Annotated in this window: 13 protein-coding genes; 6 read left to right on the top strand and 7 right to left on the bottom strand. The window is 44.0% G+C overall.

The features are described from left to right. The first annotated feature begins 518 nt into the window (after window positions 1–518). The 4 genes from QUB39_RS11790 to QUB39_RS11775 all read left to right on the top strand — a co-directional run bounded on the left by QUB39_RS11790 (window position 519) and on the right by QUB39_RS11775 (window position 4,189). On the top strand, window positions 519–1,778 hold the full coding sequence (locus QUB39_RS11790) for an ABC transporter substrate-binding protein (protein ID WP_333053631.1): 1,260 nt from the start codon (window positions 519–521) through the stop codon (window positions 1,776–1,778). Between the two features lie 162 nt (window positions 1,779–1,940). Next, window positions 1,941–2,891: a branched-chain amino acid ABC transporter permease gene (locus QUB39_RS11785; RefSeq protein WP_333053637.1), complete on the top strand. Its 951-nt coding sequence runs from the start codon at window positions 1,941–1,943 to the stop codon at window positions 2,889–2,891. 223 nt (window positions 2,892–3,114) lie between these two features. Beyond that, window positions 3,115–4,050 (top strand): branched-chain amino acid ABC transporter permease, encoded by a 936-nt coding sequence (locus QUB39_RS11780; RefSeq protein ID WP_333053630.1) that lies wholly within the window; start codon window positions 3,115–3,117, stop codon window positions 4,048–4,050. 10 nt (window positions 4,051–4,060) lie between these two features. Next, complete coding sequence (locus tag QUB39_RS11775; RefSeq protein ID WP_333053629.1) at window positions 4,061–4,189, top strand: hypothetical protein; 129 nt, start codon at window positions 4,061–4,063, stop codon at window positions 4,187–4,189. A gap of 1 nt (window position 4,190) precedes the next feature. Here the strand turns inward: QUB39_RS11775 and QUB39_RS11770 are convergent, their stop codons facing one another. After that, complete coding sequence (locus QUB39_RS11770; RefSeq protein ID WP_333053628.1) at window positions 4,191–4,541, bottom strand: hypothetical protein; 351 nt, start codon at window positions 4,539–4,541, stop codon at window positions 4,191–4,193. Between the two features lie 191 nt (window positions 4,542–4,732). On the opposite strand from QUB39_RS11770, the gene QUB39_RS11765 reads away from it, so the two are divergent. Then, entirely contained in the window at window positions 4,733–5,242 is a 510-nt protein-coding gene (locus QUB39_RS11765) for a hypothetical protein (protein WP_333053627.1), read from the top strand. Window positions 5,243–5,296: 54 nt separating this feature from the next. Beyond that, on the top strand, window positions 5,297–5,938 hold the full coding sequence (locus tag QUB39_RS11760; protein WP_333053626.1) for a Uma2 family endonuclease: 642 nt from the start codon (window positions 5,297–5,299) through the stop codon (window positions 5,936–5,938). 131 nt (window positions 5,939–6,069) lie between these two features. Here QUB39_RS11760 and QUB39_RS11755 read toward each other — a convergent pair whose 3' ends face one another. The 6 genes from QUB39_RS11755 to rppA form a co-directional block, all read right to left on the bottom strand. Further along, the gene (locus tag QUB39_RS11755) at window positions 6,070–7,941 is read right to left on the bottom strand and encodes a serine/threonine-protein kinase (RefSeq protein ID WP_333053625.1); all 1,872 of its coding nucleotides are present in this window, start codon (window positions 7,939–7,941) and stop codon (window positions 6,070–6,072) included. A 225-nt stretch (window positions 7,942–8,166) separates the two neighbouring features. Then, window positions 8,167–9,126: an aldo/keto reductase gene (locus QUB39_RS11750; RefSeq protein ID WP_333208873.1), complete on the bottom strand. Its 960-nt coding sequence runs from the start codon at window positions 9,124–9,126 to the stop codon at window positions 8,167–8,169. Window positions 9,127–9,509: 383 nt separating this feature from the next. Beyond that, window positions 9,510–10,061 (bottom strand): DUF3124 domain-containing protein, encoded by a 552-nt coding sequence (locus QUB39_RS11745; RefSeq protein ID WP_333208875.1) that lies wholly within the window; start codon window positions 10,059–10,061, stop codon window positions 9,510–9,512. A 42-nt stretch (window positions 10,062–10,103) separates the two neighbouring features. Beyond that, window positions 10,104–11,372, bottom strand: coding sequence for a transposase (locus tag QUB39_RS11740; RefSeq protein ID WP_333208877.1), 1,269 nt, complete (start codon window positions 11,370–11,372; stop codon window positions 10,104–10,106). A 160-nt stretch (window positions 11,373–11,532) separates the two neighbouring features. Beyond that, the gene (locus QUB39_RS11735; protein ID WP_333053622.1) at window positions 11,533–12,813 is read right to left on the bottom strand and encodes a HAMP domain-containing sensor histidine kinase; all 1,281 of its coding nucleotides are present in this window, start codon (window positions 12,811–12,813) and stop codon (window positions 11,533–11,535) included. A gap of 18 nt (window positions 12,814–12,831) precedes the next feature. Beyond that, window positions 12,832–13,509 (bottom strand): two-component system response regulator RppA, encoded by a 678-nt coding sequence (gene rppA / locus QUB39_RS11730; RefSeq protein ID WP_333053621.1) that lies wholly within the window; start codon window positions 13,507–13,509, stop codon window positions 12,832–12,834. Window positions 13,510–13,598 lie beyond the last annotated feature (89 nt).

Below are 13,598 nucleotides of genomic sequence, written 5' to 3'. Positions count from 1 at the left end.
GTTCATCCTGAGCCAGGATCAAACTCTCCGTGTTGGATTGTTTTTTTTGGCTTAGGTCAAGTTCTTTCTACTCAGCACAAAGGCTGGCTTTTTTCCCTTGACTTTTTTCTCGTTGTTTGCGATATTGAGTATCAGCGATGCCTTTACTCTCAATCTTAATTTTTTGACGAGGTTAATATTGCTTTAAGCTTTCAAACTATTCTTTTTTCTAGGTTCAGTTTTTTACCTTTAGTTCGCGGTTGTTTGAACCGCTTCCCTTCTGGCGCTTTATTAATGTATCAACTCTCCCCAGAGTTGTCAAGCGTTTTGTGAAAATATTTTTGACTTTTTTTGGAAACTATACACACCAAGGGTTTGAGCTACTGATTTCCGATCCTGCCTCCGCTGGCTGACTCCTTTTTCCGGGAAGGGGTCTTTTTTTTGGGCAAGATTGGACTTTTGAGGGGAGTATCTACCGCGCATGGGTAGAATATCTCTACGTGTAGCTGTTTTATATATAGATGTTCGATCGCCCGCTTATGAAAAAACCTACAGCCCGCCCTAGTGGCTTATTCATTACCTGCGCTTCACTGCTGCTGGCTTCTTGCAGTCAGACGAACACTCCCCAAACCTCTACTACAGTATCTCCGGCGACTTCGCCATCTCCCGGTGCTTCCCCAGAGGGTTCGCCTGGGGGGAGTTCCAACACTATATCTATAGGTATTGGGGTGGCGCAAACTAGCAATGTGGCTTTACTGGGTCAGGAACAGGTGGCTGGCGCGAAAATTGCTGAGAAGTATTTCAACGATAAGGGCGGTGTGGATGGGACGCCGATTAGACTGGTGTTCCAAGATACCGGTGGAGACGAACAAGGGACGATCAATGCTTTCAATACTCTGATCAATCAGGATCAGGTGGTTGGTATTGTGGGCCCAACTCTGTCACAGCAAGCTTTTAGTGCCGCTCCGATCGCCGATCGAGCAAAAGTTCCCGTACTCGGCCCCTCCAACACGGCTAAAGGCATTCCCCAGATTGGCGATTATGTGGCCCGAGTCTCTGCGCCTGTGGCCGTGGTAGCACCAAATGCAGTTAAAGCCGCCCTCAAGCAAAATCCCAATATTAAGAAAGTAGCCGTGTTTTTTGCTCAGAATGATGCTTTTAGCAAATCTGAGACTGAAACTTTTCAGACAACGGTTAAAGATATGGGACTGGAATTGGCAACAGTCCAAAAATTCTTGACTACTGATACAGATTTCCAATCTCAAGCCACTAATGGGATAAATGTCAAGCCGGATTTAATCATTATTTCTGGGTTGGCCGCGGATGGAGGCAATTTAATTAAGCAATTGCGGGAGTTGGGTTACAAAGGCGTTATCATTGGGGGCAACGGTCTGAATACTTCTAATGTATTTCCTGTTTGCAAGGCTCTTTGCGATGGGGTTTTGATTGCCCAAGCCTACAGCCCGGAATATCAGAATGAGATTAATAAGGCTTTTCGTGATGCTTATCGCGCCCAATTCAAGAAAGAACCGCCTCAGTTTAGCGCTCAAGCTTTTACTGGTGTACAAGTTTTTGTTGAGTCATTAAAGGCAATTAATGCTAAGTCTAAGGTTAGCGAAAAGCCATTGGCAGAGTTGCGTACAAATTTGAATCAGCAGTTGTTGGGTGGCCAGTACGATACGCCTTTGGGGGAAATTTCTTTTACGCCTGAAGGTGAGATTAATCAGAAAGAGTTTTATGTGGCACAGATAAAAATGGATGCTGATGGAAATAATGGTAAGTTTGAATTTTTGAAATGAAGGCACTACACGGATTCTAACACGGATACACGGATGAGTTATTGAGTGTGAGTCTGAGGTCAACCCCGCTGCCCCTTTGGGGGGAAGTCAGAAATCAGAGTAAAAATTGTATGCTGTTTGTTTTTGAATGATTTAATGTTGATGCCGAATCTCTAACTGGTGATGGACTTAACTCTGTTTTTGCAACAATTTTTGAATGGTTTGTCGATCGGCAGCGTGTATGCTATTTTTGCCTTGGGATACACGCTGGTGTTTTCTATTCTGGGAATTATTAATTTTGCTCACGGTGCAGTATTTACTTTGGGTGCTTATTTCACCTATGCGCTGATGGGAGGTACTTTCGGTTTTAATGGGTTGTGGGCTAATGCTCGAATTCCCCTGCAGTTGCCTTTTGCTGTGGCGTTAATTTTGGGAAGTGTCATGGCTGGTTTGGTAGGAGTAATTGTTGAACGAATTGCTTTTTTACCTTTGCGCCGCCGACTCTCTGATCCTCTGCTGACGGTGGTTTCTAGTTTGGGTGTGGCAGTTGCGATCGCCAATCTTATCCAATATCTTGTAGGGGCGGAAATTTACACTTTTCCTGCTAACACTTACGGCTATTTGCCCGCTGCCATTAACTTTGGGACGGCGGATAAACCAATTCCGATTCGGACTGTTCAAATAGTAATTTTTGCGGTATCAGTTGCGATTGTGGCTGTCTTAACTTACTTAATAAATTTTACTAAATTTGGCAAAGCAATGCAGGCTGTGGCTGAAGATGCTACTACTTCTAGTCTGTTGGGTATTGATACTGATAGATACATTGTTTTGACGTTTTTTGTGAGCAGTTTTCTGGCTGGTTTGGCGGGAAGTTTGGTGGGTTCGAGTGTGAGTATTGCTGGGCCGTATTTTGGTATTGCTTTTGGTTTGAAGGGTTTGGCGGTGATTGTGCTGGGTGGGTTGGGGAGTATTCCTGGGGCAGTTTTGGGTGGGTTTATCATTGGTTTGGTGGAGGCTTTTGTGCCGGGAGATTTTTCGGCTTATAAGGATGCTGTTGCTTTTGCCATATTGTTTATTATGCTATTGGTTAGACCGCAGGGTTTGTTTGGTCGGCGTTTGATTCAAAAGGTGTAAAAGAGATAATTAGGTGATTAAAATTGGGGCGATGGTTCGACGCTTCGCACGCACCAACGGCCACGGGGGATTGCCCCCTAAAGAAACTAATTATATCGGAATGATTTAACCGCAGAGGACGCAGAGAACGCAGAGAAAGAGAAGAGAGAAATGAATTATTATGAGGGGACTGGATTTGAGATGAAGTTGGTATTTAAGTATTTTTATTATTTAAAATAAAATTATGGCTGCATTTTTTACTACTTACGGGTTTTTGATTGTCTCGATGTTGTTGGGTGCAATGTTGGGAATGTCGCTATATTTGCCTTTAATGACTGGACAGTTGTCTTTGGCTAGCCCTGGTTTTTATGCGTTGGGTGGGTATATTGCGGCGATTTTGTCTACGACGGTGTTTAAGCCGACAGGGGGTTTGTTTCCTCTACCATTGCTGTTGGTGGAGATGATAATTGCAGGGGTTGTTTCGGGGTTGCTGGGGATTTTGGTGGGAATTCCGGCGCTGCGGTTGAGTGGGATTTATTTGGCGATCGCAACTATTGCTTTTGTGGAAATTTTGCGGGTTTTATCGCTGAATCTGGATATCACTGGCGGGGCTGTGGGCATTTTTGGGATTCCGCAACCGTTTGGGACGCCGATCGAGTATTTGTGGATTGTACTACCTTTACTGTTGGTGAGTATGGCGATTGTCTATCGGCTGGAACGGATTCGGGTGGGGCGGGCTTTTGCGGCGATTCGGGCTGATGAGTTGGCGGCTGATGCGATCGGCATTAACCCAACTTTTTATAAGGTTTTGGCTTTCACGTTAGGTGCTGTTTTAGCTGGGGTTGTGGGTGCAGTTAGTGCCCATTTTTTGAATACTTGGAACGCGCGTCAAGGGACTTTTGATGCTAGTATTATTTACTTGACTTCTGTGTTGATTGGTGGTAGCAGAACGTTTCTGGGAGCAGTTTTGGGTGGGATGGTGTTTACTGCTTTACCGGAGGTTTTGAGGGGGATGGCGACTATTCAGGGATTGCCGATTTGGTTGGCGCAATTTCTGCGGGATGGGCGGTTAATTATTTTTGGATTGCTGATTGTTTTGGGGACGATATTTTTTCCGCAAGGGTTGGTGACGCCGGAGTTGTTGAAGAGGTGGAGGAAGGGCGATCGTACTTCTGTTTAAAATTAGATTTTTGGTAAAGAAAGGTGCGATCGCATCCCCACTCCTTATCGATCGCCTATCCATAAGAAAAGTAAGGGGCGATCGCCTATCAGTAAAAAAAGCAAGTGCGATCGCCAGAAAACTGAAAATCAGCCAATGAATTAATCACGATCGGGAAATACATCTTCTCCAAATTCGGAGAGCAACCATTCCATATGAGCTACTCCTTCTCGTTCCACATAAATCCTATCAATTTCATTTTCTTCTTGTGCCTTATAAATCATAATAGTTTCATCTTCGACCCGACTAAGTTCAGCCAAGTCTGCTAGATGTTGGGCAGCCTCTTGTTTGTTGAGGAATGTTTGACTCTCGTAGTTATTACTATTAGGTTTAGCTACTAGCCACGAACTGCCTTGTCGAATAATAATGCCTACTTCACTTCCATTAACCAAGACCTCGTACTGCCCACTTTCCGTACCAGTCCCAGTTATGTCTCTGTACACGAAGCTCATGATATGTCTCCAATCTTCTAACGAAGCTGCTTTTTTGCTCTTCCGTATCTTAAACCGATCGCTCAAAACTGCAAAGCGAAAAAAGACGGAAAAAGACGGGTCTTTCTAAAATCGCTATGCAAGGCGGATAAAGACGGATAAAGACGGATAAAGTCGGGTATACTAACTATAGTTCTCCGACCCCCCTACTGATGGACACTGCCCATATCTTGCAATTTGTAGATAAAGTGCTCAGTGCGAAGACAGGCAAACATCTAAATGACTTGCAGCGTAAAATTATCAAGGGAATACTCAATCGACAAAAGTATTCTGATATTGCAGATACTTACGGGTGTACGGCGGGTCATGCTAAGGATGTAGGTTACGAGCTTTTGCAAATGCTATCTAATGCTTTTGATGAACCAGTTGATAAAGGGAATCTGGAATCTGTTCTAGAACGGAAATTAAATCTGAATATAAATTTTGGCGATCGCAACACTACTAATTTTGGTGATAGCAATACAATTAATTATATCAATGGCTGCTCAGAACTACCCACTCCTACCCCAGATAAAAGTCAGCCTCCGACTCCCGACTACCAGGATGGCACGAATCAAGTTAAAATTGAAATGGTTGGTAAATTACGACAGTTGGGATTGAAGGATGAGCAAATTGCAGAGGTGCTAGGGTTGGCCTGGGAGGTGGTGAAGCAGATAGATTGATAATAGCTTTTAGTTGTTTAAAACACACATCCTCAGTCAGGAGGTATAAGTTTTATGTTTGCAGTTGTCACGCCAGAAAAAATTCATTTGCCCCCAGGAACACTTATAAAATTTCCCGCAAACTGGCAGGATTACCAATCACTTGTAGCACAATTGGGCGATCGTTCAATTCCGCGCATCAAATATCGACCAGGAGAGATTTTATTAATGTCCCCTTTACCAGTACACGGAAAACAATCTCATATTATTGCAATGGTGGCAATGGTTTTCCTAGATTACTTGGGGCGAGATTATGAAGCTTTTACACCAATTACGATGGATTTGCCGGAGGTAAGAGGAATTGAACCAGATTATTGTTTTTATATCGATAGTTGTGCGACAATTATTGGTAAAGATCGGATTGCTTGGGGTGTTGAACCGCCGCCGGATCTAGTAATCGAAGTAGACGTAACTAGCTACACGGATTTAGATGATTACTTGCCTTATCAAGTGCCTGAAGTGTGGCTGTTTAAGAAAAATAAGCTCAGAATTTACGACTTGCAAAACGATCGATATGTCGAAAATTCAGTTAGCCGTTATTTTCCCAATTTTAATGTATCAGAAATTGTCGAGGAATGCTGGCAAATGTCGCGCGATCGCCCTACAAGTACAGTCATTCGGGAGTTGCGGCAAAAAATTGAAAGGGAGAACGGTTGAATCATATCGTGTCCGGTGAATTGACCATAATTCCTGTAGGGGCAGGTTCACCAACAATAATCGCCTAAAACCCACAATTATCATAAACCTGCCCCCGCCCACCGACTACAAACAATTTTGATTGCGGGTAATTAAACAAACATGGTATTCTGCCAAATCTTAATACTTTTGTCACTACTGCCGCTAGCCATAAACTCTCCTTCTGGGCTAAAATTAACCGAATAGACAGAGTTATTGTGACCCGCAATATTACAAATTTCTTGACCGTCTTTCACTCGCCAAATTTTAATAGTTTGATTGCTGCTGCTAGCCAGAATCTCGCCATCGGGACTAAAAGCAATAGAATCAACATACCAAGAATGTCCTGTGATAGTTAAAACTTCTTGCCAATCTTTGACCCACCAAATTTTAATAGTATTGTCATGGCTACCGCTAGCCAAAAACTCTCCATTTGGACTAAAAGCTATGCAGCGAACGGAGTCTGTATGACCTGTAAGTGTGCGAATTAGCTTCCCATCTTTAACTCGCCAAATTTTGACGGTTCTGTCCCAACTGCAACTAGCAATAGTTTCGCCATCCGGGCTAAAAGCAACCAAATAAACTAAGTTGGTGTGACCCGCAAGGGTGCGAATTTCTTGCCCGTCTTTGACGCGCCAAATCTTGATTGTTTTGTCCCAACTGCTGCTAGCAATAATTTCGCCATCGGGACTGAAAGCTGCGCTGTAAACTGAGTTAGTGTGACCCACAAACGTGCGAATTTCTTGCCCATCTTTCATCCGCCAAAGTTTGACAGTTTTGTCGTGGCTGCTGCTGGCTAGCATCTTTCCGTCAGGGCTGAAAGCTACTGTATAAACTGAGTTAGCGTGTCCTGTGAGGGTGACAATTTCTTGCCCGTCTTCAACTCCCCACAGCTTGATTGTTTTGTCATCGCTGCCGCTGGCTACAACTTCTCCGTTGGGGCTGAAAGCCACAGAGTAAATTAAGTTTTTGTGGCCTGTTAGGGTGTGAATACATTGCCAGCTATAGGTTTGCTGTTGGGGCTGGGCGGGAGTTTTTCCTGGTTTAACTAACTTGGAACTTGTTTTAGGAATTGCTAGATCGATCGCAACTTGGGGATTAATTTCTTTTAATACTTCAACAGCCGTTTGATAGCGGCGGTTGGTAGCATTGGCAATCATTTTGTCTAAAATTTTTCCGAGTTGTTCACTCACGGGGTTGTTAGCCAAATACTGTCGCCATATCCAGGAATCTTCACCAGGATCAAACAGGTCAAAAGGGGAAACTTGAGTTAGCAAGTACAAACAAGTTACGCCTAAACTGTACAAATCGCTGGTAAAAAATGCTTTGCCTCTAGCTTGTTCGGGGGCGATGTATTCGGGGCTGCCGATGCTGGTTCCTGTTTTGAGTAATGCTGTACCTGTAGCAATTTTGGCAGCGCCAAAGTCTACTAAGACTAATTGTTTGTCGGCGCGGCGAATGATGTTTCCGGGTTTGATGTCTCGGTGAATAACGTTGTGGGAATGGATGAAGTGAAGGACGGGTAATAGGCTATTGAGTAAGTCTTGAATTTGATTTTCTGTAAATCTGCCTTCTGTTTCTACAATTTGTGCTAAATTTTGCCCGTCGATAAATTCTTGGACTACATATTGTCTGCTGTCTTGGATAGAATAGGCTAATAGTTCGGGAATTTGAGGGTGTTTTCCCAACTCGTCTAATCGCATTGCTTCTTGTTCAAAAAGTTCGGCGGCTTTTTTGCTGTTGCGATTGCTTGCTGATGGGATGAGTGGGGTTTCTGCAGGTAAAAATTGTTTGATGACGCAGCGAGGTTTTGAGGGTTTGTCTTCGTCAACGGCGAGGAATGTTCTACCAAAACCGCCTTGTCCGATCGCCTTTATCGCCCGGTAGCGATCGCGCAGCAGCAGTTTTGAACGGCAATGTTTGCATAATTTGACTGCGGGGGGATTTTGCGGCTTGGAACAGTTGGGGTTTAGGCAGTAACTCATTCGATTTTAGATTGCGGATTTTTGATTTTTGATTTTAACTTTTTGAATATTTCCACAGCGCAGTAGATATTATACCTCATTAGCTTTTTAGGAACGGGCTAGAAGCCCATTCCACAAGAAATTCACTCTTTGTGGAATGGGCTTCTAGCCCGTTAAGCGAGAATGGTGATCTGGGCGTGAGTTCCGGGGTACCTTACTATATATGCCAGTTGCGTCAGTTCTGTTTTAGAAATTCCACATGACGGGGTTGTCGTCTAAACGATCGGTGACTGTTCGCCCGATCGCGTCAATTTCTTTTAATTCCTCTTCACTCAATTTTACCTCAGCAGCTTTAGCATTTTCGGCTGCTTGTTCCCCGTCGCGCGCGCCGACAATTGCATTTGTTTGTGGCTGGGAAATCAACCAAGCTAAAGCTAAGTTGCCCAAGCTTGTCTGGTGGCGATCGGCAATTGGCCTGAGTTGATTTAATGCTGTTTGCACTCGGTCGTAATTTTCTTTGATGAACAGCTTATTTTTGGCGCGGTGGTCGCCTTCTTCAAACTTGTGTTCTGGCCCGAATTTACCTGTCAATATTCCTTGAGCTAGAGATGAATAAGCAATAATTGAGATATGATTGTCAACACAATAGGACATAACATCTTTTTCTACCCAGCGCCAAAACAGAGAATAGGGCGGTTGCAGGCTGTCGATGCGTCCGTATTGGGCGGCTTCTTCTATTTGGGCACGGGAGAAGTTGGAAACGCCGATCGCCCGAATTTTCCCCTGTTCTTTTAACTTGTTCAGGGCGTCCATTGTTTCTGCAATTGGCACTAACTCGGAATTCCAACTGCCAGCGGGCCAGTGGATTTGGTAAAGGTCGATATAATCGGTGTTGAGGTTTTTTAGGGATCGATCGCACGCTTCGATTAACAAATCGGGTTTCAGGTGGTTGGCGAAAACTTTGCTAGCATAAACTACTTGCCATCGCACATCTGAAAGTGCTTGACCGATAATTTGTTCCGAATGCCCTTCTCCGTAAACCTCAGCCGTATCAAAGGTGGTAATACCTGCCTCAAAAGCCGCGCGCATTGCTTTGACAGTTTCAGCATCCTCAATTCCCACCCACATCCGCTTCCCAGCTTGCCAAGTCCCCATAATTATCGGGGTAATCTGAATTTGTGATGTCCCCAATTGTCGCTTTTGCATACCCTAAGTCCTCATTTATATTTTTAGTATTCACCCTCAAGCTCTCTAATCTTAACAGAAAACAGTTGGGTAGTCTCCACATTAATGCTATCGTTTTATTTTGCAATAAATAGCGATATACAAAGTTAAAAATTAAAAATGGGATAATCTCGCTTGTGCAGCTAAGGATCGCGAATTAAATAACTTACAATTTTAATTATTATTGTGGAAGTTATTTAATTCTCATTCCTAAGCTAGAAATTGGAATTAGGAGTCAGGATCCAGTAGGAAACAAGTCAGAATGAAGAAGGAAGAAACCAGAATAAGTGTTTTTACAAATATGAGATGCTCCCATTATAAGAGTCTAAACCTACCTTATAAAGCAATAATTTAATCCTCTAAAATCACTTCTGCATCTTGTGTTGCTTGAGAACTTTAGCGGGACTGATAAATGAAATACCCTGAGAAGATGAGGTACTAATCATGACAGCTTCAATGACAGGATCGTAAACCGTTTTTTCTGCAACCCACTCCACAATAAAGTTTGCACCTGAGCCTCCACTTGTATCATCTGCTGCAATAAAAAAGTCTGTGGAAGCAAGGGGCTTGAGTTCTACTGGACTCTTAATGTCGTGCCTAATCAATTTCCCATCGCTATCGTAGTAACGCACCGAAGTAATAATAATCGAATTTGTCAGATCCGTATTGCGGATACTGAGGGTGGCTGACAAATTCATGACTTGATCCTTGCTATTGTAGTGATAAATATGTGAGTAAATAGGGACATATACGGTTTGTCCCATCACAACTTTTGTTTTATCTAACGGGACTGCTTTCAGTGAAATTTCACGTTTTATATCGGGTTGTTGTCTTGGTGAGGTAGTTTGGTCCCAGCAAGAGCTCAGGACGATCGCCCCTAGCGCCCAACCAATCCAGAAATCATGTTTCAACTTCATCGCCATTCATCCAAATACACCACATAGCTGGCAAAAGTATAGTCATTTATAGACATGGGAGGCTTCAAGTCCCTCCCCCTTCGCTTTTACTTTGAGCGGATTGACCCGCCTCGGCTGAACTACGCAGCTCCCTATCCCATCGCTGAAGGCATTTGGGATTGCTTTTCTGAGGATGTTGTACGAAGCGTTGATATCAGAATTAATTAATTGACCAGTCGATGTTTTGTACAAACCCCGCTTAACCCGCTTACCAGTAAACACAGGCTCTTTTTCGGTTTTTCCATAAACAGGAATTGGGTCTAAACCTAAAAAACTGGAGCGGGATGTGTAGGATTCTTCCTGCACAATTACTGTGATTCCCGCCAAGCGAGCTTTGTACTCCAACATTTCAATTAATCGAGAGTGAGGAATACTGACAAAATTTTGGTTGGTTTGTTTACCGAGATTGATATCGGTTTTCCACTGTGCATTTTTGCCGATTACCAGCGTTCCAATTTGGTTCACTACCAAATCGTCAACAATCACACGACTAGCATGATGCAAGTAATTATCAACTTTCTGATTTCGACAGCGAGTTGATCGCTGAATTCTGGGTGAGGTTTGACGATTCCCTTTTAACTGGGATTGTAATCGGGATTTGCGTTTGTTGTAGAACTGGTTAATCGATTTTAATGGTCGCCCGTTGATCAACAAAGGGATAAATCCCGGTTGATTTGAAGTTAACGCCACTAAATTGTCCAATCCTAAATCAATACTAGCTACAGAGTTGGCATTGCCAAGGCTGGACTCCGCTTCATCATAAATCACCTCAATTACATAGGAATCACATTTCGGAACCAGTCTAACTTGACAAATCTGGTTGGGATTGAGTTGGGTTTTAATTGAAAGTTCAGTGCCGGAAAGTTTAATGATTCCTTTCTTCAACTGTTTGCTGCTAATTGATTGAATCGTGTAAACGAGAAGGTTACGCCCTTTAGTCTTATCTTTGTACTTTGGCAATTTTGGGCTACCCGTTAATTTTGAAGAGTCAGCTTTGTAAGCTTTAACGGCTTCAAAAAACGATTTCCAATTCTTGTCTAGCACCATCAAGATTTGCTGACTTACTTTAGCAGGCAAAGCCTTATATGCTTCGTGAGACCTCATCAATCGGTTCATTTCGTTATAACTGACATAACCCCATCCATAAATAAAGCTCTGACGAATGACGTAATTGGCGGCATTGTAGAGGTTTTTGGACTTGAAAGCTAGTTCGTCTATTTGGGCGAAACGGTGTGACGTTGATTTAATGATGTGCCTCTCTGTTAGTTGCATTTGAGACTTGCGTTTTTTGGGCGATGCGTATTCCTTGTTCAACACTCACAACAATAGAATACCATTATTGTTTATAATTGCTTATAAACTCAATGAAGTTTTACAATACATTGCAGTTACGTCTAAAGCAGAGTGCACCTTCTCTCTCGTTTGAGGCGGCTTAGTGATAAGGTTTGAGCGGCAGTTCAACCTGGAAAGTTGAGCCTTTGCCCACTTCACTCGTCACCTGTATTTGTCCGCTGTGTGCCTTGACAATTTGTTCGACGATCGCCAACCCCAGCCCAAAGCCTCCACTATCCTGCGAGCGATCGGTGTCTACTCGATAGAAGCGATCGAAAATATAGGGTAAGTCCACTTCTGGAATACCGATTCCCGTATCGATGATCTGAATGACTGCCAAATGGGAATGAAGAACTAAGCGTATCTTTACAGTTCCGCCAACAGGAGTATATTTACAGGCATTGTAAAGCAAGTTTTCGACTACTTGCCGCAGCAAATCAGGATCGGCCAATAATTCAATCCGTTGTGCCGGTGATTCGCAGGTTAGTTTGATATTTTGGACTTCTGCAAGTGCGAGAAACTGGGTTGCTAAATTGCTCAGCAACTCGTTGAGATTGATTAACTTGAGCGATTCCGGCGCAAGTCGCCCCTGATGACGAGCCAACAGCAGTAAATTATTCACCAAGGCTCCCATGGATTTTGCGCTATCTACAATGTTTTCTAAGGGAGGATGGTAACGTGTATCATCAGCCGCGATCAGCAACCCAAGCTGGGCATTAGTGAGAATGGCAGACAGGGGCGATCGCAACTCGTGAGAGGCATCGGCTGTAAAGCGCTGAAGCTGCTGATAGGCTTGCCGAATCGGTTGCATGGCCAGCCCACTGAGAAACCAACCTGTGAGGGCAATTAAGCCCAGTGTCAGCGGGACAGCGAGAGTTAGCACAATCTGAAGCTCAGTGAGCCTGTTTTGAGTTTCTGTCAGGGGAGTTGCAACCTGAAGATAACCGAGTACCCCTGTTCTACCTTCAACGGGTAATGTCACCTGACGCAGCCAGATTCCTTTTCCCAAAAGTGGATCGGTCGATCGAACTGTGAGATAACCAAAAGGCGTATTTAACTGCTGGGGAGGAGAATTCCCAAAAAAACGAACTAACCGCCCTTGTGCGTTATACCAGCGCACGTAAATCAGATCTTCAGCAAGGGGATGGGAACCACTGCCTAACAAGGAAACATGATTCAGATCGACCTGGTTCTGGTTTTGGCGAACTTCATAATGTACGCTGGCAGCCATGACTCTAGTTTTGTCATACAGCAGTCGATCGAGCGCCTCTAGTTTATCTTTTACCTCAATCTGATAAATCGCCCCAGCAAACAGCACGAGAATGCTTCCCATTGAGAGGGTGAACCAACGAGCCAGATTGCGACGACTTTGATTAAACACGACTTGCCTTTACGATCTTTACTTGAGAGGGGAAGTGAGGCGATAACCCATACCGTAAATGCTCTCAATCCAGTCTGCCGATCCTACAGCCTGCAAGCGTTGGCGGAGTTTGCGAATTAGAACAGTGATCGCATTGCTCTCTGGTTCAGTCCCCCATTCCCACACACCTTGTTCAATCTGATTCCGAGTCAAAACTTGCCGGGGATGACGCATAAAATACTCCAACAACTGAAACTCGCGACTGGAGAGGGAAACGGTTGCACCTTGTCGCTCAACAGTAAGAGTATCGAGGTGGAGGTGCAGATCCTCAAGGCTGAGCGTATCTCCTTGCCAAAGGGGCGATCGCCGTCTTAAGGCCCGCACTCGTGCCATGAATTCAACCAAGTCGATCGGTTTCACCAGGTAATCATCTGCACCTGCGTCTAACCCGGTCACTTTTTCCGGCGTGGTGTCTCTTGCGGTGATCATCAAAATCGGCGCTGTTTTCCCTGCCGATCGATATTGACGACAGAGATTTACCCCACTGATATGTGGCAACATCCAGTCCAAAATCAACAAATCATATTCTTTTTCTGATAACAGCCACTGTGCCGTCTGTCCATCTTTTACCCCATCCACGCTATGTCCTGCTTGAGACAGCACTGTTTGAAGTGGCATCAGTTGCTTTGGGTCATCCTCCACAAGTAAGATTCTCATATTTTTCTTTAATTGGGCCTATCGAACTGAAACATTTGACGCATCGTCCTTGAGTAGGATTTCAGGAGACCGCTAACTCCACTAAAGTG

The sequence above is a fragment of the Microcoleus sp. AT8-B5 genome, assembly GCF_036705565.1.
In the GTDB taxonomy this organism is placed as follows: Bacteria; Cyanobacteriota; Cyanobacteriia; order Cyanobacteriales; family Microcoleaceae; genus Microcoleus.
The sequence above is the reverse complement of the archived record's forward strand: the minus strand, read 5'-3'. Positions and strand labels throughout refer to the sequence as shown.

Coding starts and splice junctions, on each gene's coding strand:
- QUB39_RS11790 (WP_333053631.1), top strand. CDS start 519: ATGAAAAAACCTACAGCCCGCCCTAGTGGCTTATTCATTACCTGCGCT.
- QUB39_RS11785 (WP_333053637.1), top strand. CDS start 1,941: ATGGACTTAACTCTGTTTTTGCAACAATTTTTGAATGGTTTGTCGATC.
- QUB39_RS11780 (WP_333053630.1), top strand. CDS start 3,115: ATGGCTGCATTTTTTACTACTTACGGGTTTTTGATTGTCTCGATGTTG.
- QUB39_RS11770 (WP_333053628.1), bottom strand. CDS start 4,541: ATGAGCTTCGTGTACAGAGACATAACTGGGACTGGTACGGAAAGTGGG.
- QUB39_RS11765 (WP_333053627.1), top strand. CDS start 4,733: ATGGACACTGCCCATATCTTGCAATTTGTAGATAAAGTGCTCAGTGCG.
- QUB39_RS11760 (WP_333053626.1), top strand. CDS start 5,297: ATGTTTGCAGTTGTCACGCCAGAAAAAATTCATTTGCCCCCAGGAACA.
- QUB39_RS11755 (WP_333053625.1), bottom strand. CDS start 7,941: ATGAGTTACTGCCTAAACCCCAACTGTTCCAAGCCGCAAAATCCCCCC.
- QUB39_RS11750 (WP_333208873.1), bottom strand. CDS start 9,126: ATGCAAAAGCGACAATTGGGGACATCACAAATTCAGATTACCCCGATA.
- QUB39_RS11745 (WP_333208875.1), bottom strand. CDS start 10,061: ATGAAGTTGAAACATGATTTCTGGATTGGTTGGGCGCTAGGGGCGATC.
- QUB39_RS11740 (WP_333208877.1), bottom strand. CDS start 11,372: ATGCAACTAACAGAGAGGCACATCATTAAATCAACGTCACACCGTTTC.
- rppA (WP_333053621.1), bottom strand. CDS start 13,509: ATGAGAATCTTACTTGTGGAGGATGACCCAAAGCAACTGATGCCACTT.